Origin of the sequence: Serpentinimonas raichei (genome assembly GCF_000828895.1) — a bacterium.
GTDB lineage: Bacteria > Pseudomonadota > Gammaproteobacteria > Burkholderiales > Burkholderiaceae_C > Serpentinimonas > Serpentinimonas raichei.
In genome coordinates this window covers 2,109,701-2,127,827 of the sequence record NZ_AP014568.1, presented here as the reverse complement: position 1 = coordinate 2,127,827, position 18,127 = coordinate 2,109,701, and the positions used below count along the sequence as shown (strand labels likewise).

17 protein-coding genes, 1 tRNA gene and 1 riboswitch are annotated in these 18,127 nt (G+C 65.0%); of the genes, 5 read left to right on the top strand and 13 right to left on the bottom strand.

All coding sequences use genetic code 11. The features are described from left to right. Window positions 1-14 precede the first annotated feature (14 nt). The 10 genes from SRAA_RS09915 to SRAA_RS09870 all read right to left on the bottom strand — a co-directional run bounded on the left by SRAA_RS09915 (window position 15) and on the right by SRAA_RS09870 (window position 10,091). Window positions 15-986: a tripartite tricarboxylate transporter substrate-binding protein gene (locus tag SRAA_RS09915; protein WP_045532433.1), complete on the bottom strand. Its 972-nt coding sequence runs from the start codon at window positions 984-986 to the stop codon at window positions 15-17. Window positions 987-2,373: 1,387 nt separating this feature from the next. Next, window positions 2,374-2,769, bottom strand: coding sequence for a single-stranded DNA-binding protein (locus tag SRAA_RS09910; RefSeq protein ID WP_144318749.1), 396 nt, complete (start codon window positions 2,767-2,769; stop codon window positions 2,374-2,376). Then, on the bottom strand, window positions 2,762-3,484 hold the full coding sequence (locus SRAA_RS09905) for a hypothetical protein (RefSeq protein WP_045532432.1): 723 nt from the start codon (window positions 3,482-3,484) through the stop codon (window positions 2,762-2,764). The genes SRAA_RS09910 and SRAA_RS09905 overlap by 8 nt, the downstream gene beginning before the upstream one ends. Window positions 3,485-3,612: 128 nt before the next feature. Continuing rightward, window positions 3,613-6,072 (bottom strand): DUF3987 domain-containing protein, encoded by a 2,460-nt coding sequence (locus tag SRAA_RS12335; protein WP_082040016.1) that lies wholly within the window; start codon window positions 6,070-6,072, stop codon window positions 3,613-3,615. Beyond that, complete coding sequence (locus SRAA_RS09890; RefSeq protein ID WP_045532430.1) at window positions 6,069-6,347, bottom strand: hypothetical protein; 279 nt, start codon at window positions 6,345-6,347, stop codon at window positions 6,069-6,071. The genes SRAA_RS12335 and SRAA_RS09890 overlap by 4 nt, the downstream gene beginning before the upstream one ends. Before the next feature lie 12 nt (window positions 6,348-6,359). Then, window positions 6,360-6,608, bottom strand: a complete 249-nt coding sequence (locus tag SRAA_RS12330) for a helix-turn-helix transcriptional regulator (RefSeq protein WP_082040015.1) — start codon at window positions 6,606-6,608, stop codon at window positions 6,360-6,362. A 129-nt stretch (window positions 6,609-6,737) separates the two neighbouring features. Next, window positions 6,738-7,466: a hypothetical protein gene (locus SRAA_RS09885; RefSeq protein ID WP_045532429.1), complete on the bottom strand. Its 729-nt coding sequence runs from the start codon at window positions 7,464-7,466 to the stop codon at window positions 6,738-6,740. A gap of 108 nt (window positions 7,467-7,574) precedes the next feature. Continuing rightward, a complete protein-coding gene (locus SRAA_RS09880) occupies window positions 7,575-8,813 on the bottom strand; it encodes a tyrosine-type recombinase/integrase (RefSeq protein ID WP_045532427.1) in 1,239 nt (412 codons plus the stop codon). A gap of 244 nt (window positions 8,814-9,057) precedes the next feature. Next, window positions 9,058-9,134, bottom strand: a tRNA-Pro gene (locus tag SRAA_RS09875). Between the two features lie 27 nt (window positions 9,135-9,161). Then, entirely contained in the window at window positions 9,162-10,091 is a 930-nt protein-coding gene (locus SRAA_RS09870; protein ID WP_045533683.1) for a polyprenyl synthetase family protein, read from the bottom strand. 269 nt (window positions 10,092-10,360) lie between these two features. Beyond that, window positions 10,361-10,468: riboswitch (S-adenosyl-L-homocysteine riboswitch) on the top strand. Between the two features lie 73 nt (window positions 10,469-10,541). Here SRAA_RS09870 and ahcY point away from each other — a divergent pair. Further along, on the top strand, window positions 10,542-11,978 hold the full coding sequence (ahcY, locus tag SRAA_RS09865) for an adenosylhomocysteinase (protein WP_045532425.1): 1,437 nt from the start codon (window positions 10,542-10,544) through the stop codon (window positions 11,976-11,978). Between the two features lie 19 nt (window positions 11,979-11,997). Next, window positions 11,998-12,825, top strand: coding sequence for a methylenetetrahydrofolate reductase [NAD(P)H] (metF, locus tag SRAA_RS09860; protein WP_045532423.1), 828 nt, complete (start codon window positions 11,998-12,000; stop codon window positions 12,823-12,825). Between the two features lie 79 nt (window positions 12,826-12,904). Here metF and SRAA_RS09855 read toward each other — a convergent pair whose 3' ends face one another. Next, entirely contained in the window at window positions 12,905-13,813 is a 909-nt protein-coding gene (locus SRAA_RS09855; protein ID WP_045533681.1) for a 23S rRNA (adenine(2030)-N(6))-methyltransferase RlmJ, read from the bottom strand. Between the two features lie 244 nt (window positions 13,814-14,057). Here SRAA_RS09855 and rplM point away from each other — a divergent pair, with 244 nt between their 5' ends. The 3 genes from rplM (at window position 14,058) to erpA (ending at window position 15,465) form a co-directional block, all read left to right on the top strand. After that, window positions 14,058-14,489: a 50S ribosomal protein L13 gene (gene rplM / locus SRAA_RS09850; RefSeq protein ID WP_029461849.1), complete on the top strand. Its 432-nt coding sequence runs from the start codon at window positions 14,058-14,060 to the stop codon at window positions 14,487-14,489. A gap of 9 nt (window positions 14,490-14,498) precedes the next feature. Next, complete coding sequence (gene rpsI / locus SRAA_RS09845) at window positions 14,499-14,891, top strand: 30S ribosomal protein S9 (protein ID WP_045532422.1); 393 nt, start codon at window positions 14,499-14,501, stop codon at window positions 14,889-14,891. Window positions 14,892-15,099: 208 nt separating this feature from the next. Beyond that, window positions 15,100-15,465: an iron-sulfur cluster insertion protein ErpA gene (gene erpA, locus SRAA_RS09840; RefSeq protein WP_034112812.1), complete on the top strand. Its 366-nt coding sequence runs from the start codon at window positions 15,100-15,102 to the stop codon at window positions 15,463-15,465. Between the two features lie 25 nt (window positions 15,466-15,490). Here the strand turns inward: erpA and SRAA_RS09835 are convergent, their stop codons facing one another. Beyond that, on the bottom strand, window positions 15,491-16,627 hold the full coding sequence (locus SRAA_RS09835) for an anhydro-N-acetylmuramic acid kinase (protein WP_045532419.1): 1,137 nt from the start codon (window positions 16,625-16,627) through the stop codon (window positions 15,491-15,493). 43 nt (window positions 16,628-16,670) lie between these two features. Further along, the gene (locus SRAA_RS09830; RefSeq protein ID WP_045532417.1) at window positions 16,671-18,038 is read right to left on the bottom strand and encodes a M23 family metallopeptidase; all 1,368 of its coding nucleotides are present in this window, start codon (window positions 18,036-18,038) and stop codon (window positions 16,671-16,673) included. Window positions 18,039-18,127 lie beyond the last annotated feature (89 nt).

Sequence of the window (18,127 nt, the reverse complement as noted above, 5' to 3'; positions counted from 1 at the left end):
CTTCATGGTTTCGGTCAGCTCAAGTTCAGCCGCAAATCCCTGACCAGCTGACTCCAGCGCCGCCCCTCGGCAGCGATGAAGAGATCGAATTCGGCCGCCGTGCTGCCGACCCACTCGAGGCCTTGCGTGGCCAGCACCTGCCGCGCGGCTGGTTGGCCCAGCGCCTCCATCAGGGCCGTATGCAAGACTTGCTGTCGCTGCGCGCCGATGCGCGCGGGTGCCAAGGCACCGATCCAGGTGGACACATCGAAGTCGGCCACACCGGCTTCGATCAGGGTCGGGATATCGGGCGCCACCGAGTAGCGCCTTGCCGAGGTGACCGCCAGCGCCTTGACGCGCCCGCTTTTGACATGCGGGCCGATGGCCACCCAACTGCCCATGAACATCTGCACCTCGTTGTTCATCACCGCCTGCAAGGCCGCCACGCCGCCGCGGTACGGGATGTGCACGATGTGTGTGCGCGTGCGCGTTTTGAACAGCTCGGCGGCCAAGTGGTTGAGCGTACCCATTCCAGCCGAGGACACGTTCAGCGAACCCGGCCGCCTGCGGGCCAAGGTGATGAATTCGGCGATGTTGCTCACCGGCAGGCTGGCCGGCACGGCGAACACCAGCGGGAAGCTCACAAGGCGCGAGATCGGCGTGAAGTCGTTGAGCGTGTACGGCAGTTGCGCAAAGACCAGTGGGTTGGTGACATGCGAATCAAACGCCAGCATCAACTGGTTTGGGTCGCCCGCCGCACGGGCTACCGACGCGGCCGCGATTGAGCCCGAGGCGCCCGGGCGGTTCTCGACCACCACGGTTTGCTGGAGCGTGCGCGGCAGGTGCTCGGCGATCAAGCGCCCCAGCAGATCGACCGAGCCGCCGGGCGGCACCGGCACCACCAGGTTCAGCAGCGGGCTGCTGTTGCCCTGCGCCAGCGTGGGCAAGGACAGGGATGCGGTCATACCCAGCGCGCCGAGGTTGGCCAGCCATAGTCTGCGGTTCATAAGCGATCCTTGGTGGCCATGAGCGAAGCCGATGTGTCGGCATGGGCGCTCAAGCTGCTTTCAGCTTAGCCGGCCACCATGACGGACTCATGTCGCGAGCATGAAAGCCGTGTGACTCGATGGCTGGTCGGGGTGAGAGGATTCGATTAAGGCAAGCAAGCGATTGATTCCACCTGATAAAAAAAGCGCGCCTAAAATTTTGTTCCCCGTTTTGTTCCCCGGTGACGCGCTCTATACCCCGGTTATGGCGGGTAGCTCCCGCCGTGGTGCAGGCCATGCGCAACTGTTGCAGCCTCGCCACAGCTTGCGGTGCCTAGGTGCCAGTCGGTCATGGCTCCCGCCGGGTCAGCAGGCGCGGCTCCAGCAGCACCCCCCGGCAAAGGTACTCCTGGGGGTGCCGGAATGCGGGTAATGCGAGCCCCGATCGCCCTGTAGATAGCGGCCACTCGCGTTTGGTTGCGCGTGTTCACGCAAGCCGCTGCGCCAGCGCCAGGGGGGGTCGCGCACCCCCCTGCCAATTGTGGCGCGGTGCCTCGATGCTCGATTCTTGCGGGTGCCGGTTGCACGAAAAGCGCTGGGGGGGCGGCTACCCCTTGCATGACGGCCTGCAAACCTCGCAGCGCTTGCGGTGTGCCCAAGGGTGCCAGCCGTGGCTGCAAGCGGCCTTGCAATGGCTTGGCGCTGGGTTGCAGGCCGGGTGACTGGTGCCGGCTTCGCCGCAGCGGCTTCGGGTTGGGAGGTGGGAAAATTTCCTGCAACCTTTTTTCTATTTGCCGCAATTATGGTATCCAGTGACTGCCTCCCGCCGGTCAGCCTGCACTACGCGCCACTCGCCTGCCAATTGTTCGCGGCTTCCTGTGGCCATCCCGCCTTCGGCCTTCGTCTGCGCCAGTGGGTGCAGCGCTTGCCGGGTACGTGCTGCGGCCCCGGCGGTGGCCGGTCGGCTCGGGGTTGAACAGGCAATCTGCTTTGCAGTCAGTTCACTTGCCGGTAAACAGCCAGCTAGTATGCCATTCGCCACGCCAGCCTAAACCATTGATTCGTGTGCATGAATCAAAAAGAAAAGCAAAACACGTGCCAGCTTTTGGCGGATTGGTTTGCAGGCAAGCTGCTTTCCATGCGCTGCAAGGCTGTTTTCCGTTGACTGGCCACCGCCGGTCTGGCTCAGCAGCGGCCAGCCGGGTTGCAGGGTGCTAGGTTGCTGGTGATTGGTGCAGTCTGGGCGATGGCGGGCCTAGGTGCAGGGCGGGTGGCTGGCGCACCAGCGGTAAGGGCAAGGGCTGGGGAGAATCAAGTTCTGAAAAGCAAGAAACTTGCGATGGCCGCGCCTCTTTGCGCCCCTACGTGCAGCCTGCTCAAACAGGGCCCCCGGCCTCGCTGCCAGCGCTCACCAGTCGCCCAGCCCGTCGCGCTCGGTGTAGGCGTCCAGCGGCTCACGCTGGCGCTGCTGGGCCTGCTGGGCGTCGGCTTGGGCCTTGCGCTTGCGGGTGACGTGGTAGGCGGTCAGCAGGGCATGGGCCACCATGTCAATGCTGGGCTTGGGCGTGCCGTCTTTGCCCAGCCATGCCTTGACCGTCAGCGGGCCGGATAGCGCCACTGCGTCGCCGTCATCGAGCGCCAGCAGGCCAGCGCAGGCTTTGGCGTCGAAGGCCACCACGTTGATGAATGCGGCCTCGTCGCCAGCGGGTACGCGCAGCTTGGCGGTGGCGAAGGGTTTGCCAGTCTTGGCGGTTTTCTGGGTCGGCTTGCCGTGCAGGCGGCCAGTGATTAGGGCGTCAATCATGCGGGTGCTCCTTGGGTTGGGCTTGCTGGGTTTGGCTCAGGGCTTGGGCCTGCATCGCCGGGTGGTAGCCGTCGCAGCGCTGCAGCATCAGCACCAAGTCACGCGCCAGCCCTTCGCGGGCCACGTCGGCTTGCTGCCAGTTGCCACAGCGCCAGCGGCCAGCGCCTTGCAGGTGCCGACACTCCAGGCACAGCCGCCGGTCGTCGCCTTCGCGGTCGCGCTGCACCAGCTTATCGGCCAGCGCTTCGGCTTGGTCATAGGCCATTCCCTTGTCGGTGAACCGCCTCAGCCGCGCCGTGAAGGTGTCGATTTCCACCGAGTTCATGGCCGACGTGTGCGGCCAGCAGGCCAGATCAGCTTCGGCGGCTAGGTGGGGTGCCGGGTTCGGCGCGTAGCGCTGCGGCTCGCTCATCGGTTCGGCGGCCATAGCCTCGGGGTGTTGCTGGAGAATTTGCGCCAAGGTTGCAGGCGGGTGGCTCACCAGTTGAACCGGATCGCGGTCGGGGTAGTGCAGCAGCCACCAGGCGCTCACGGTGTCGGTGTCGGCCTGGGTCTGCGGCCAAGGCTGCAATGCTGCCAGCCGTTCGGCCTCGATGCGCACCAGCCCGTGCGCGTGCCCCATGCTTGCCGCCGGTTCTTCGTGGGCTTGGGGCAGGGCCTCGGTGGTGGTTTCAGCCGCTGCCGCCGGTTGGTCGCCCCCATTGTTTTTTTGCAAACAGGCCGGGGGGTACGCTACGGAACCTACAAAACCCCCTTCGTGGGTGCCTTGGGTGGGTTTCGTAGGTTTTGTAGCGGGGGTGCCGGGGGCTTTTTCATTTTTCAGCCGATCAAGCCACTTGCCCATCATGCACCCCCCTTCAGCAGCATGGGGTGGATCAGGTAGCGCTCGCTGGGCCTGCCTCCCGCCGCGCCGGTGGGTGCAGTCTCCCGCACCAGCCAGCCATAATCGGCCAGCAAGTCCGCCGCCTTGCGCACGTCCTCCGGCTTGCCCAGTCCGGCCCAATGTTTCACGGCCACTAGGCGGGGGGTGAACGATTCCAGCAGCACGCCGTCGCCGTCGCACAGCTTGCCCGTTTTGATCTTGTCCAGCAGTTGCTTGGCCCCGGCGGTTTCGGGGATCACCGCCGCCGCATACAGCCGCTCGGCATGGGTGCGCAGGTATTCGGCCCATTCCAGCGCCCGCGCCAGTTCGCGCGCATGGATCAGGTTCCCGCTGTCCGGTGTGTCCACCAGGGCAAAGATCAGCGCCAGCGCCGGAACCAGCTTGCGGTATTTGGCCAGGTGGGAAACCAGCGCCGGGTGCAGTTCTTCGCCCCGTATCTCGGTCTCGAACGGTAGCGCCCACTCCCAGTAAATGGCCTGGGCCTCGGGGTCAAAGCGCCACTCTTGGGGCTCGGTCTCGCTCGCCGGTTGCAGTTGATTCAGGCGCTCGAATACGGCCCATGCGGCCTGTTTGGCGTGGGTGTCGGGCCATTGATCAACCCGCTTGAATTCCCGGCTCACGTCGGGCCACACGGCCAGCCCAAAGCGCTGCAGCAGCCCGTCATCACCCGTGCCACCTGCCACCGCGTCGCGCACGTAGGCCTGCACCTTGCCGGGTTGTATGCCTCCCAGCATGGCAAGGCATACGCGGGGAATGTGGCGGGTGCCCCGGATGATCCTGTCCACCGTGTAGCCTTGATTGCCGTCGTAGGCTTGCAGGTAGAAAGCCCGCGCCCCTTCTTGCCCTTGCCGATCCATGCTGCACAGCAGCCCGTGGATTTCGTCGCGATAGCTCAGGGTGCCCCATGGGTTGTCCTCTAGGATTTCCCCCAGCTTCTCCACCGTGGCATCGTTGACCACGTAGCGCCGCGCCTTGGGTTCGGTGGGGGTGTCCACTGGCTTCAGCAGCGCGCGCGCCTTGGCCGGGTTTTTGCTGGACTCTGCCGCCGCCTGTTTCTCGTTTTGCTTGGCGGCCAGTTCGGCTACCTTGCAATCGAGCTCCCATTCATCATGCACCGCCTGCCACTGTTCGCGCTCGGTTGCCTCCAGCCGTTGCAAGGGCTTGAGCACTTCGCCCAGCGCCGGGGATTTCATCACCCCCGGCCTGCCCACGATCAGGCCCCACAGGTTGGGCACCACGCGCCAATCGTCGCGCGCCTTGGGTGCCACCACAGCACGGGCACCGATCAGGCTTGATAGCGCCACCACAGCGCCCACCGCCAGAAAATCCGGGGGGCACTGCATCCGGTGGGCGATGTCTGCCACCCAGCCGCGCAAGGCTTCGGGCAGCAGTTCGTCGTCAAAGGGTGCCACGGGGGGCAAGGCGTCGGGCAGGGGAACAGGCTCAGGCCATTGGCTGCCCGTTGGCTCGCCAAGCTCGGGCAGGGCGGGGAACAGCGGGCCGCCCGCCACAGCTTGCGCCGCCTCGATGCAAGCCTGCACCGCCTCCAGCCCGGCCAACTGGTGCAGGTCGTTGAAGTCGGTCGCCTTGTCGGGCCGGTCAGCAGGGAACCGGGGAACAGCCAGCAGGCCAGCCACGGCCTGGGCAGCTTGGCGCGCCTTGCTCATGCCGGGGTTGCCCTCGGTGCGCCAGTCGTCATCAGCGGCCACGATCAGGCGCAGCGCCGGGTATTGCTGGCGCAGCGCTTTCGCCACCTCCAGCAGGTTGCCCGCGGTGAATGCCACCGCCACAGCGCACCCCGTGGCTTCGTTCAGGCTCGCGCCAGTGGCGTAGCCTTCGCAGACGATCAGAGCGCGCTCAGGCGTGCCGATGGCGTGATAGCAGCCCTTGACCAGCCCGCCGGGTAGAAAGCGCTTGCTGCCCTCGCCGTCGATGTTTTGCAGGCTGTGCAGGGTGCCCGACGTGTCGCGCATGGGGATCAGCAGCACCTTGCCTTGCTGCCGCACGCCGTGGGCCTGCACGCCCTTGGCGCTCAGGTAGGGGTGGCTGGTTGCCGGGGTGGCTGCCTGCCAGCGCTGCGCCGCCTCGGCTGCGGCCTGCTGATTGCGCTCGGCGGTGTCGGACTGCCTTTGCTGGCGCATTGCCTCCAGCTTTTGCCGGTGCGCCTCGCGCTCGGCTTGGGTCATGGTGTCCGGGGTCTTGCTGCACCACTGCTGCCTTAGCCCCTCGCGCCAGCAGCCAAATGCGCCAGCCGGTAAGCCGTCGGGGTGCAGCACGTACCAGCCGGAATCGTCGCTGCGCTGGCCATTGCTGGGGAATCGGTGCAGTTTGCCGTCGGCGTGAATGTCCTCCGGCGGGGTCAGGCCAGCGGCCACGATTGCGGCCCGGAATTGTTCGGCGGGGTGGCTTGTTGCATTCATCGCCGCCCCCCGATTTGCTCTAGGAACCGCTGCGCCGCGTCAATGTCGGGCAGGTGTTTGGCCAGGCCCCAGCGGCTCGCCCAATATGAAACCGGCCCCGTCGCCGGGTCGGTGCGCCGCAGGGTGTGGCCGCGCAGAGCAAATGCGGCTCGCAGGGTCTCGAAGGCTTTACTTGGGCGCTGCCCGGTGGGATAATCCAGATCGTTGATCGCTTCGCCTGCCGTGGGATTGCTGCCCACGGTGGGCATTTCTTTTTGGGGGGTGTTGATCGCCATTGCTGCGCCCCTTCAAGCCACAGCCAGCAGTTCGGCCCGATCAGCGTGCATCCGCTTGACCAGTTCCCGGATTTGCTCATCCGTTTTGCCCGCGATGCGCGCCGCACACAGCGCCCGCACTTCGTAATCCGGCCAGCCGACGGATCGCTGTCCGATGCGAACAGGCTTTGTCCAAAGACCCTCACGGATTTGGCTGTAAATGGATGTGTTGGAGGGGTGCCCCGCCTCCGCTTTGCAGGTTTCGATGCGCCAGATTGCCATACTGCCCTTCGTTGACCGGCTTTGTAGCCGTTGTTGCGATGGGGCAAGTGTCAAGCGCTTGTGCCTGCTGCGTCCTCTAATTCGGGTTTGGCCGGCCCTAATTGGGGTTTGAAGGCCCTAATTTGGGTTTCAACCCTTGTTGTCGGCTGGTGGATCAATCAACCTCGCGGCTTCGCGCAGTTTGCCGCGCAGCGTTTCCTCCGACACGGTTACGCCATGTTGGGCAAGGTCGTCAAGTATTTCTGTAATGCCGTCCATTCTCCCGTGAATATTCATCTTATACGTTGCCATTGCCAAGCCCCCGATGATGCGCAGCAAGGTGTTTCTTTCCCTGCTGTTGGGTACTGCGGTCGCCGCCGGGGTGTCATCCGCCGTGCCTTGCGCCGGGGTTTCAGCCTGTGGCACGGTGGCACCGCTTGCGCTTTGGGTGGCAGGAACGGATGCCTCTAGGTCAAACTGATAAGCAGACTTCAATCCGTTTTCCCTCACCCAGCGGGCAAGCTCGGCCCGTGAAAATTCTTCATTTTGAACGCCAGATTCACTGCTTTTCAGCCATTTCTCAAGTGGCTCGCGGTCGTCATATTTACGAAATGGCCCATAGCTTTTCCGTCGCGCCTCACTTCCAAGAATGGCGTGATAGGGCATCAAATCGCTTTCGTCATCCCTTTCGGAATCATGGTAAAGGTCAAACATTGCGTGTTCGATTGCACCATCGAACGCCGTCTCCATTCGCCTTAGAACATGCGCTGCGCTCCGCTTGCTGGCCTCCGGGTCTGAAGGGTCAACCCCCATCATCAAATACGCGGCGTCTCTGCCGGTGAAGATTTCTGCCAAGTCCCAATGCGATAAATCAGCCATTTCTCACGCTCCCCCAGCCCCCAAAAAAGTGCCAGCGCCGCCGGGTTGGGGGGCTTCCCGGTTTTCGCCCTCGGGGATCAGCCTCGGGCTAGGCGTGGCATCAAACTATCAGGCGCGCCGCAACTCGATTACATCGGCTCCGGCGGCCAGTTTGTCCAAGTAATCGGCCCAGCGCTGCATCATTTCCTGCCGCTGCTTTATGTACGTGGTGCGGTTGTAGGCGCGCCCGTTGGCGTCCTTGACTGCATGGGCCAATTGCGCCTCGATCATCAGCGGATCGAATTCCAGCAATTCATCAAGCAAGGTGCGCGCCGTGGCCCGGAATCCGTGAATGGACTGCACCTCGGAACCGTAGCCCAGCGTTTGCAGCGCAGCGCGCAGGGTGTTGTCGCTGATTGGGGTGCCTTTGCCCCGCTCGCCGGGGAACAGCAGCGCGCCGTCGCCGGTCAGGTGGTGCAACTCGCGCAGGATGGTCACGGCCTGGGTGGGCAGGGGCACCAGGTGCGGCGCGCCGTTTTCCTTGCCGTCATAGGTGCGCTTCATCCGCTTGGCTTGGATCGACCACAGCGCGCCGTCGAGGTCGAATTCGGCCCACTCTGCCGCCCGTAGCTCGGTCGGTCGTTGAAACAGCATGGGTGCCAGTTGCAGCGCCGCCCGCACGATTGGCCCGCCTTTGTAGCCCTTGATCGCTCGCAGCAGTTCGCCCAGCCGCGCCGGATCGGTAATCGCTGCAAAGTGGCGGGCTTTGTGCGGTGTCAGCGCGCCCTTCAAGTCGATGGCCACGTTGCGGCCTGCCTTGCCGCTGGCCACTGCGTAGGCAAACACGCCCCGCGCCGTGGATAGAACCCGGTGGGCTACGTCTAGGGAACCCCGCGCCTCCACCCGCCGCACGGTCTGCAGCAGCTCCACGGGCTCGATTTCGGCTATGCGCCGCTTGCCGATCCAGGGGAACAGGTCTTTTTCTAGGTTGCGCAGTTCGCGGGTCTGGTGGTGCGGGCTCCACAGGGGGGACTTTTTGCCGTACCACTCCCGCGCCACTTGCTCGAAGTTCTCGCCTTCGTTCATGGCTTGCTTGATGCGGTCTAGCTGGCGCGCGTGAACCGGGTTGAAGCCTTCGTCCTTTTTCAGCTTCGCGGCATCACGGGCTTTGCGTGCCGCCGTCAGGCCCACCGCCGGATAGGTGCCCAGCGCCATGCGTGACTCTTTGCCGTTGGGGTAAAACTTCCAGAACCAGCGCTTGCGGCCATTGGGGGTGACTTCCAGATACAAGCCCCCGGAATCGGTCAGGCGCTCGCGCAGCTTGCCCTCGGTGCAGGTGGCGGTGCGGCATTGGGCATCGGTCAGCATGGCGTGTTCCTCGGTTGGCTGTCCATCGGTTACCCCGGTTGCCCCGGTTGCCCCGGTTGCCCCGGTGCCTCAGCAGGGGCTTTCCCCGGTTCGGGGTAAAACGGGTTTTTGCTCCCCGTTATTTTCCCCGGTGCCGCCTTGGCTGTCAATGTTTGCCTTTGTCTGCTGCTGCTCTGTAAGTGCCTAGTTTGCCAATGAAAAAGGCCACCAAGGATACGTCCTTGGCGGCCTTTGTATGTGTGGCTGGTCGGGGTGAGAGGATTCGAACCTCCGGCCTCTACGTCCCGAACGTAGCGCTCCACCAGGCTGAGCTACACCCCGAAATGCACCGTGCAAGCAGCGCTTGCGCTAGGAGCGGCGCTCCAGCAGCGCGGCTGCCCATTGTACCAAAGCCTCGCGGCTGGGGCTGGCCGGCAGGGTTTGGGCGGCGGCCATGGCGCGTTGCGCTTGCGCTTGGGCGGCGCGCCGGGCGTCGGCCAAGCCGCCGCTGCGGCGCACGATTTCGATGATCTGGGGCAGGTGTTCGCTGTTGCCGTGCTCGATGGCGGTGCGGATCAGGGTGGCGTCGGCGGCGCTGCAGCGCTGCAAGGTGCAGATCAGGGGCAAGGTGACCTTGCCTTCGCGCAGGTCGTCGCCCAGACTCTTGCCCATTTCTGCCACATCGCCCTCGTAGTCGAGCACGTCGTCAATCACCTGAAAGGCGGCCCCGAGCGACTGGCCGTAGTCGGCGCAGTGGGCTTCGGTGGCGGCGTCGCTGCCCGCCAAAATGGCAGCCAAGCGCGCGCTGGCTTCGAACAGCTTGGCGGTCTTGGCGCGGATCACGCGCAGGTAGGCGGCTTCGTCGAGTGCGGCGTCGTGCATCTGCATCAGTTGCAGCACCTCGCCTTCAGCGATCACGTTGGTGGCGTCGGCCAGCACGTCCATGACGCGCATCAGCCCGGCCTGCACCATCATCTGGAAGGCGCGCGAGTAGAGGAAGTCGCCCACCAGCACGCTGGCGGCGTTGCCAAACAGGTGGTTGGCGGTGTTGCGGCCGCGACGCAGCGCCGACTCGTCGACCACGTCGTCGTGCAGCAAGGTGGCGGTGTGGATAAACTCGACCACCGCCGCCAGGCTGTGGCGGCGCGCGTCGGTGCAGCCCAGCGCTTGGCACATCAGCAGCAGCAGCGCCGGGCGCACCCGTTTGCCGCCGGCGCCGATGATGTATTCGGCCACCTGGCCCACCAGCAGCACCTCGCTGCCCAACTGCTGGCGGATCACGCCATCGACCACGCGCATGTCGTCCACGACCAGCGCCAAGGCCGGGGCGGGAGAAGCGGTGGCGGTGGCAAACGGGGCGGTGGCGGAGGAGGGCGCGGCGCTCAATTGATCGGGTGCCTTGTGCGTAGCGAAGTATGAGTCGGCATTATAGGGAAGCGCTTGCGTGCCCCACCATCTACTGCCCCTTCACACATGAAAGGGGACATTCTTATCTGGGGCAAAGGGGACATTGCTGCTTTGGGCTGACATTCGGGCCTGCCCGATTTGTTTGGCCTATAATTTGCGCGTGTTTCGAGGAGCGTTGCAGCACCGAGCCCCATGCGGCGGCGGTGTGAGGCTCGAAACCGGTCACGGCACCCGCGCCGTTGGCCCACCCGCAACGACGCTCACCCACTCCTCGTGCGGTGAGCGCTGTATGGCAGCCGCGAGCAGTGGTTTGAACCCAACCCTGTTGTGCCGGAGCCTTACATGAACGCTGCCTTGAAATCCCCCGTCCTCGACGATTGCGTGATCGCCGACATCGGCCTTGCCGAATGGGGGCGCAAAGAAATCCGCATTGCCGAAACCGAAATGCCCGGCCTGATGGCCATACGCGAAGAATACGCCGCGCGCCAGCCGCTCAAGGGCGCGCGCATCACCGGCAGCCTGCACATGACGATCCAGACCGCCGTGCTGATCGAGACCCTGCAGGCGCTGGGCGCGCAGGTGCGTTGGGCCTCGTGCAACATCTTCAGCACCCAAGACCACGCCGCCGCCGCCATTGCCGCCAGCGGCACGCCGGTGTTTGCCTTCAAGGGCGAGACGCTGGAGCAGTACTGGGACTACACCCACCGCATTTTTGACTTTGGCCCAGCGGGCAGCGAGGGCGAAGGCCCGAACATGATCCTCGACGACGGCGGCGACGCCACGCTGCTCATGCACTTGGGCAAGCAGGCCGAGCGCCACCCCGAGGTGCTGGCCAACCCCGGCAGCGACGAGGAGCGCATTCTGTTTGCCGCCATCCGCGCCAAGCTGGCCAGCGACGCCACCTGGTACAGCCGCAAGGGTGCGCAGATCATCGGCGTGACCGAAGAGACCACCACCGGCGTGCACCGGCTCAAGGAAATGTCGGCCAAGGGCACGCTGCTGTTTCGCGCCATCAACGTCAACGACTCGGTCACCAAAAGCAAGTTCGACAACCTCTATGGCTGCCGCGAGTCGCTGGTCGATGGCATCAAACGCGCCACCGACGTCATGATCGCCGGCAAAGTGGCCGTGGTGGCCGGCTACGGCGATGTCGGCAAGGGTTCGGCGCAGGCGCTGCGCGCGCTCTCGGCGCAGGTCTGGGTGACCGAGATCGACCCCATCAACGCGCTGCAAGCGGCCATGGAAGGCTACCGCGTGGTGACGATGGACTACGCCGCTGAGCACGCCGATATTTTCGTCACCGCCACCGGCAACAAGGGCGTGATCACGTATGCGCACATGGCGCGCATGAAAGACCAGGCGATCGTGTGCAACATCGGCCACTTCGACAACGAGATCGAAGTCACCGAGATTGAATCGCGCTGCCAGTGGGATGAGATCAAGCCACAGGTGGACCACGTGATCTTCCCGGACGGCAAGCGCATCATCCTGCTGGCTAAAGGGCGGCTGGTGAACCTGGGTTGCGGCACCGGGCACCCGAGCTTTGTCATGTCCTCGAGCTTTGCCAACCAGACCATCGCCCAGATCGAGCTTTACGGCCACCCGGACGGCTACGACGCCGGCAAGGTCTATGTGCTGCCCAAGCACCTAGACGAAAAGGTGGCGCGCCTGCACCTGAAAAAAGTCGGGGCCCAACTCACCGAGCTCAGCGACGATCAAGCAACCTACATCGGGGTGCCCAAAAACGGCCCCTACAAGCCCGACAGCTACCGCTACTGAAGTGGGCCGGGTGTACGCCATGGCACTGCCGCTGAGTTTCGAGTTCTTTCCGCCCAAAACGCCCGAGGGCGCGCTCAAGCTGCGCGCCGTGCGCCAGCAGCTCTACACCCGCCAGCCCGAGTTTTGCTCCGTCACCTACGGCGCCGGGGGCTCGACGCAAGAGGGCACTTTTGCCACGGTGGCCGAAATTTTGGCCGAAGGGGTGCCGGCGGCGGCGCATTTTTCGTGCATCGGGGCGACCCGGGCCGGGGTGCGCGCGCAGCTTGGCCAGTTGCAGGGCATGGGGGTGCGCCGCCTGGTGGCCTTGCGCGGCGACATGCCGAGCGGCTACGGCTTGGGCGGCGAGTTCCAGTACGCCAGCGACCTGGTGGCCTTCATTCGGGCCGAGTTTGGCAGCGCCTTTGTGATCGAGGTAGCCGCCTACCCCGAGGTGCACCCGCAGGCGCGCTCGCCGCAGGCTGATTTGCAAGCCCTGCTGGTCAAGGTGCGCGCTGGCGCCGACAGCGCCATCACGCAGTACTTTTTCAACACCGACGCCTACTTTCGCTTCGTCGATGAGGCCTACGCGCTGGGCATCGACATCCCGATCGTGCCCGGCATCATGCCCATCACCAACGCCAGCCAGTTGCTGCGCTTCTCTGACGCCTGCGGGGCCGAGGTGCCGCGCTGGATACGGCTGCGGCTGCTGGGTTTCGGTGACGACACGGCCAGCATCCAGGCCTTCGGGCGCGAGGTGGTGGGCGATTTGTGCGAGCAGTTGCAGCAAGCCGGGGTGCCGGGGCTGCACTTCTACACCATGAACCAAAGCGCGCCCACGTTGGCGCTGTGCGAGCGGCTGGGTTTGTAGGCGGGCGGGGTGGGCTGCGGGTCACGGCTTGTGGCCCCCCCCCCGTGGGCCAAGAGCCCACCAAGCCCGTGTGTCAGGCTTATGGCCCTTGCTCGACCACCCATTGGGCGCCGGGGCCTTCTTTGAGGGCGGCGCAGACCCAAGGCAGCGCATTGCGCCACTGCTCGGCCATGGCGTATGGGGGGTTGATGAGGTGCACCGCGCTGGCGTGCAAGGGCGTGCGGGCTTGGCCGCGCGCCACCTCGGCGCTGCGCCCGCTGGCCACGGTCTGCCCGACATCGAGTTGCGCCAGCGCCCATGGCCGCTGCACGCGTGCGCACAGGGTCTTGAGTTTGCGCGCCAGGGAATGCGACTCGGGGCGCGCAATCACCGGGTACCACACGGCGTAGCAGCCGGTGGGAAAGCGCTCGAGCGCGTCTTCGAGGCAGTCGAGCACGGCGGCGTAGTCGGTTTTCAGCTCGTAGCTGGGGTCGATCAACACCAGCGCGCGCCGCGTCGGTGGCGGCAGCAGGGCGCGCAAGCCGGTGAATCCGTCGCTGCGCCGCAGCTCGATTTGCTTGCCCCGCCCCAGGTCGGCCACGTTGCGTTCCAGCAGCCGCGCGTCGGTGGGGTGGACCTCGAACAACTTGAGTTGGTCTTGCGCACGCAGCAGCGTTTGGCAAATCCAGGGCGAGCCGGGGTAGTGGCGCAGGCTGTCGTGGCCGAGGTTGTAGGATTGCACCACATTGAGGTAGGCCTGCACCGCAGCAGGTACCGGCTGGCCTTTTTGGCGCGCCGCTGCCGCCAGGCGCACGATGCCGCGCTCGGACTCGCCCGAGGTGCGCGCCAGTTCTTGGTCGAGCCGGTAGATGCCCGTGCCGGCGTGGGTGTCGGCCACCAGCAGGCCCACGTCCTTTTGGGCAAGGTACTGCAGGCAGGCCACCAGCGTCAGGTGTTTGAGCACATCGGCGTGGTTGCCGGCATGAAAGGCGTGGCGGTAACTGAACATGGGCTGCATGGTAAACCACAGCGCGCCCCTCAGGCTGCACTGGGTGCGAATTTCGCTTGCATGGGACTGATGTTTGCCGTTAGAATGGAGGGCTTCGCAGCGCTTTGGGTGTCCGCGGCGAAGGCGTTGCCGTGGTTTTCCTTAGTGGGGCTGCGGCGCTGCAAACCCACCTAAGAGGCGGTCAACAGAGCCGCACCGACCGTGGAAAAGACACCTGCCAAACCCGCTTTATCAGAGCAAACTCATGACCAAAACCTTCAGCGCCAAACCGGCCGAGGTGGTGCACGAGTGGTTTGTGATTGACGCCACCGACAAGGTGCTCGGACGTGTTGCCAGCGAAGTGGCACTCCGGTTGCGCGGCAAGCACAAGGCCATTTACACCCCTCACGTGGACACGGGCGATTTCATCGTCATCGTCAACGCAGCCAAACTCAAAGTCACGGGCAACAAGGCCCTCGACAAAATCTATTACCGCCACTCGGGCTTTCCGGGCGGCATTTATGGCACCAACTTCCGCGACATGCAGGCCAAGCACCCTGGCCGCGCGCTGGAAAAAGCGGTCAAGGGCATGCTGCCCAAAGGTCCGTTGGGTTACGCCATGATCAAAAAGCTCAAGGTCTATGGCGGTGCCGAACACCCCCACAGCGCCCAGCAACCCAAAGTGTTGGACATTTAAGGAACGCACATGATAGGTGAATGGAACAATGGCACCGGCCGTCGCAAATCCAGCGTCGCCCGCGTGTTCCTTAAAAAAGGCACGGGTCAGATCACGGTCAATGGCAAAGACATCGAATCCTTCTTCGGCCGTCAGACCTCGATCATGATTGCCCGTCAGCCGTTGCTGCTGACCGGCAACGAGCAAGCGTTCGACATCCAGGTCAACGTACACGGCGGCGGCGAGTCTGGCCAAGCCGGTGCGGTGCGCCACGGCATCACCCGCGCCCTGATCGACTACGACGCCACGCTCAAGCCCGTGCTGAGTGCGGCCGGCTACGTGACGCGCGACGCGCGCGAAGTGGAGCGCAAAAAGGTCGGTCTGCGTTCGGCTCGCCGGCGCAAGCAGTTCTCCAAGCGCTGACACGCGCTCAAACGCATGCCTTGCTGCATGCGTTCTGCATCAAACCGCCCTTTGGCCAGACGCCGGGGGCGGTTTTTTTGCGCTTGCACCACGCGGTGGCTGGGTCAGCAAAAACCACGGCCACAGCGCTGGCAATCCCCTTTTGTGTGCAATCTTGAGTCTTTTGCTTTAGTATTGCACCACAGGTTTTTATATCGGAATACGCACCATGAGTGAAGTCGCAGAACGCCCCGCCACCGAAATGCCCGCCCCCTTCGTCTTCACCGACAGCGCGGCGGCCAAGGTCGCCGACTTGATCGCCGAAGAAGGCAACCCGGATTTGAAGCTGCGCGTGTTCGTCCAAGGCGGCGGCTGCTCGGGTTTCCAGTACGGCTTCACCTTTGACGAAGTGGTGAACGAAGACGACACCACCATGAGCAAAAACGGCGTCAGCCTGCTCATCGACGCCATGAGCTACCAGTACCTGGTGGGGGCCGAGATCGACTACAAAGAAGACCTGCAAGGGGCGCAGTTCGTGATCAAAAACCCCAACGCCAGCACCACCTGCGGTTGCGGTTCGAGCTTCAGCACCTAAAAGCAGCGCACAGCGGGCGGGCCTGCTAGGCGGGGTAGATCGCACCCAGCACACGCGGCCCGCTGGCCCCGGTGACGCTCGGCACATTGCCCGTTTTCCCCTCGATGGCTTGCAGCGCCAGCCACGCAAAGGCGGCTGGCTCGACCCAATGCGCCGGCCACCCGGCGGCCTCGCTGGGCTGCACCGGTGCGCCGGGCAGTTCCTCTGCCAACAGGCGCATCAGGTAGCCATTGCGGCTGCCGCCGCCACAGACCCAGACCTGCTGCGGCCCTGCGGGCTCGTCGCCCCAACCCCAATTCACGCCCTGCACCGCCCCAGCAATGCTGCGCGCCGTCAGGCGCGTCAGGGTGGCTTGCACGTCGGCCGGGGGCAGCGCAGCAAAGCCGCGCAGGCGCTCGGCCAGCCAGTCGGCATGAAAGAGGTCGCGCCCCGTGCTTTTGCAGCCGCGCTGCTGAAAATACGGCTCTTCGAGCAAGTGCGCCAACAGGTCGGGCTGCTCGCATCCACTGGCGCCCCAGGCGCCGTCGCGGTCGAACCAGGCACCGGTGTGGCGCTGGCACCACAGGTCGAGCAGCGCGTTGCCGGGCCCGCTGTCGAGCCCGTATACGGCGCCGCTGGCGGGCAGCGCGGTCAGGTTGGCAATGCCGCCCAGGTTGAGCACCAGCACCGACTGCCCGGCACGCCCAAAAATACGCTGGTGAAAGGCCGGCACCAAGGGTGCGCCTTGACCGCCGGCCGCCACGTCGCGGCTGCGAAAATCGGCCACCACGGCGATGCCGCTGCGCTCGGCCAGCAGCGCCGGCTGGTTGATCTGCAAGGTGTAAGGGTGTGCAATGCCCGGCCCCGGTGGGCGGTGGCGCACGGTTTGGCCGTGCGCCCCAATGGCGCGAACCTGTGCGGCGGCCAAGCCGCTGGATTGCAGCAACTGCGCCACCACGTGGGCGTAGAGCTCAGCCAGTTGGCAGGCGGCAACGGCGGCGCGGTGCAGCTCGTTGGGGCCGCTTTGGTTGAGGCCCAGAAAGGCTAGACGCAAGCCACTAGGCAGGTCGGAACTGGCTGCGGCCAGCACGCGGTGGCTGTGGTCGGCGCCCGATTCGAGCAACACCCCGTCGATGCCGTCGAGCGAGGTGCCCGACATCAGGCCGATGGTGTAGGTGCTCATGCCGCAAAACGCTGGCCAGGACGCAAACCCCGGCCGGCTGATCTTATTGGGCGCTGGCCTGCACCAAGGTCGAGGCGGCAGCGAGTTTTTGCTTCATGTCGGCAGCGGCTTGCTGGAACGCCGGCCGCACCGCAGCCGACAGCGGCGCGCTGCCGCCGCCTTCGGCCACCAGCAGCAGCGGGTCGCGGTGGATGCCGTTCAGGCGGTATTCAAAGTGCACGTGTGGCCCGGTGCAGACGCCGGTGCAACCCACTTGGCCAATGTACTGGCTTTGGGCCACGCTCTGCCCCTGGCGCACGTCGATGCGGTGCAGGTGGGCGTAGACCGTGACGATGTTGTTGCGGTGCTGGATGAACACCACGTTGCCAAAACCGCGTTGGCTGCCGGCGAACTTCACGACGCCGTCGCCGACGCTGCGCACCGGGGTGCCGATGGGGGCCGGGAAATCGACGCCTAGGTGCGGGCGGCGCAAGCCCGTAACGGGGTGAAAGCGCAAGCCAAAGCCGCTGCTGATGCGCGAGAACTCCAGCGGCGAGGCCAAGAAAGCGCGCCGCGTGCTGTCGCCGTCAAAGGTGAAGTAGGCCCCGGGCTGGCCCGGCGCCTCGAACCACAGCACCTGGTGCGGGCGGCCCTTGTTGACGAACTCGGCACTCAGCAGGCGGCCGTAACGCAGCAACTCGCCTTCGGCTTCGATCGCTTCATAGACCACGCGGAAGGAGTCGCCGCGTTGCAGGTCGCGCCGAAAATCGATCTGGCCCGAAAAAATATCAGCCAGTTGGGAGGCCACCAGATCGGGCAGGTCGGCCGCCTCGGTGGCGGCAAACAGCGTGCTGCGGATGGCGCCACTGGCTACCCGGACCGAGCGCTGCGATTGACCTTGGTCGATGCGGGCCACAAAGCCGTTGCCGCTGCGCTCGATCAGCAAGCGCTGGTAGGTGTCGGCTTGGTTGCTCGGCAGCCAGCGCACGCTCAGGCGCAGCAGGCGCTGGTCGTCGTCGGTTTCGGCGCGCACCAGCTTGCCCGCTGGGCCGCGCATCAGCACCGCCGCGTCGGGGTGGCTGCGCAAGAACTGTAGCGCGGCGCTGTCGCTCACGCCCAAGCGCTGCAGCAGGCTTTGCACGGTGTCGTTGCGGCGCGTGACGTCGGTGCGAAACAGCACGAAGGGCACGGGGGCTTGCAGTTCGGCAGGGGAGCCGGTTGCCGCTGGCGCCGCTGAAAGCTGCGCCGCCAGTGCGGCGTGCGGCACCTGCTCGACCACTTGCTGCACGGGCAGGTCGGAGATTTGGGCCTCCAACGGAGCCACGCCAAAGGCGGTGACGCCGGTGCCTAGCAAAATGGCACCCAAGCCAGCCACGAAACGCTTGGGGTATTGTTGCAAGATAAATTTGATCTGCTGGGCCAGTTCGTTCATTCAGGGTCAAGATCTGAGCCGGCCTGCGCGCAAAATGGGCGCACAGACTGGGCGGACTAGGGGCAGGGCGCCATGAAGTGGCGCAACTG

Excerpts from the sequence above, each read along its gene's own strand:
- SRAA_RS09915 (WP_045532433.1), bottom strand. The coding sequence starts at position 986 with ATGAACCGCAGACTATGGCTGGCCAACCTCGGCGCGCTGGGTATGACC.
- SRAA_RS09910 (WP_144318749.1), bottom strand. The coding sequence starts at position 2,769 with ATGATTGACGCCCTAATCACTGGCCGCCTGCACGGCAAGCCGACCCAG.
- SRAA_RS12335 (WP_082040016.1), bottom strand. The coding sequence starts at position 6,072 with ATGAATGCAACAAGCCACCCCGCCGAACAATTCCGGGCCGCAATCGTG.
- SRAA_RS09890 (WP_045532430.1), bottom strand. The coding sequence starts at position 6,347 with ATGGCGATCAACACCCCCCAAAAAGAAATGCCCACCGTGGGCAGCAAT.
- SRAA_RS12330 (WP_082040015.1), bottom strand. The coding sequence starts at position 6,608 with ATGGCAATCTGGCGCATCGAAACCTGCAAAGCGGAGGCGGGGCACCCC.
- SRAA_RS09885 (WP_045532429.1), bottom strand. The coding sequence starts at position 7,466 with ATGGCTGATTTATCGCATTGGGACTTGGCAGAAATCTTCACCGGCAGA.
- SRAA_RS09880 (WP_045532427.1), bottom strand. The coding sequence starts at position 8,813 with ATGCTGACCGATGCCCAATGCCGCACCGCCACCTGCACCGAGGGCAAG.
- SRAA_RS09870 (WP_045533683.1), bottom strand. The coding sequence starts at position 10,091 with ATGCGCGTGGTCGATGGCGTGATCCGCCAGCAGTTGGGCAGCGAGGTG.
- ahcY (WP_045532425.1), top strand. The coding sequence starts at position 10,542 with ATGAACGCTGCCTTGAAATCCCCCGTCCTCGACGATTGCGTGATCGCC.
- metF (WP_045532423.1), top strand. The coding sequence starts at position 11,998 with ATGGCACTGCCGCTGAGTTTCGAGTTCTTTCCGCCCAAAACGCCCGAG.
- SRAA_RS09855 (WP_045533681.1), bottom strand. The coding sequence starts at position 13,813 with ATGTTCAGTTACCGCCACGCCTTTCATGCCGGCAACCACGCCGATGTG.
- rplM (WP_029461849.1), top strand. The coding sequence starts at position 14,058 with ATGACCAAAACCTTCAGCGCCAAACCGGCCGAGGTGGTGCACGAGTGG.
- rpsI (WP_045532422.1), top strand. The coding sequence starts at position 14,499 with ATGATAGGTGAATGGAACAATGGCACCGGCCGTCGCAAATCCAGCGTC.
- erpA (WP_034112812.1), top strand. The coding sequence starts at position 15,100 with ATGAGTGAAGTCGCAGAACGCCCCGCCACCGAAATGCCCGCCCCCTTC.
- SRAA_RS09835 (WP_045532419.1), bottom strand. The coding sequence starts at position 16,627 with ATGAGCACCTACACCATCGGCCTGATGTCGGGCACCTCGCTCGACGGC.
- SRAA_RS09830 (WP_045532417.1), bottom strand. The coding sequence starts at position 18,038 with ATGAACGAACTGGCCCAGCAGATCAAATTTATCTTGCAACAATACCCC.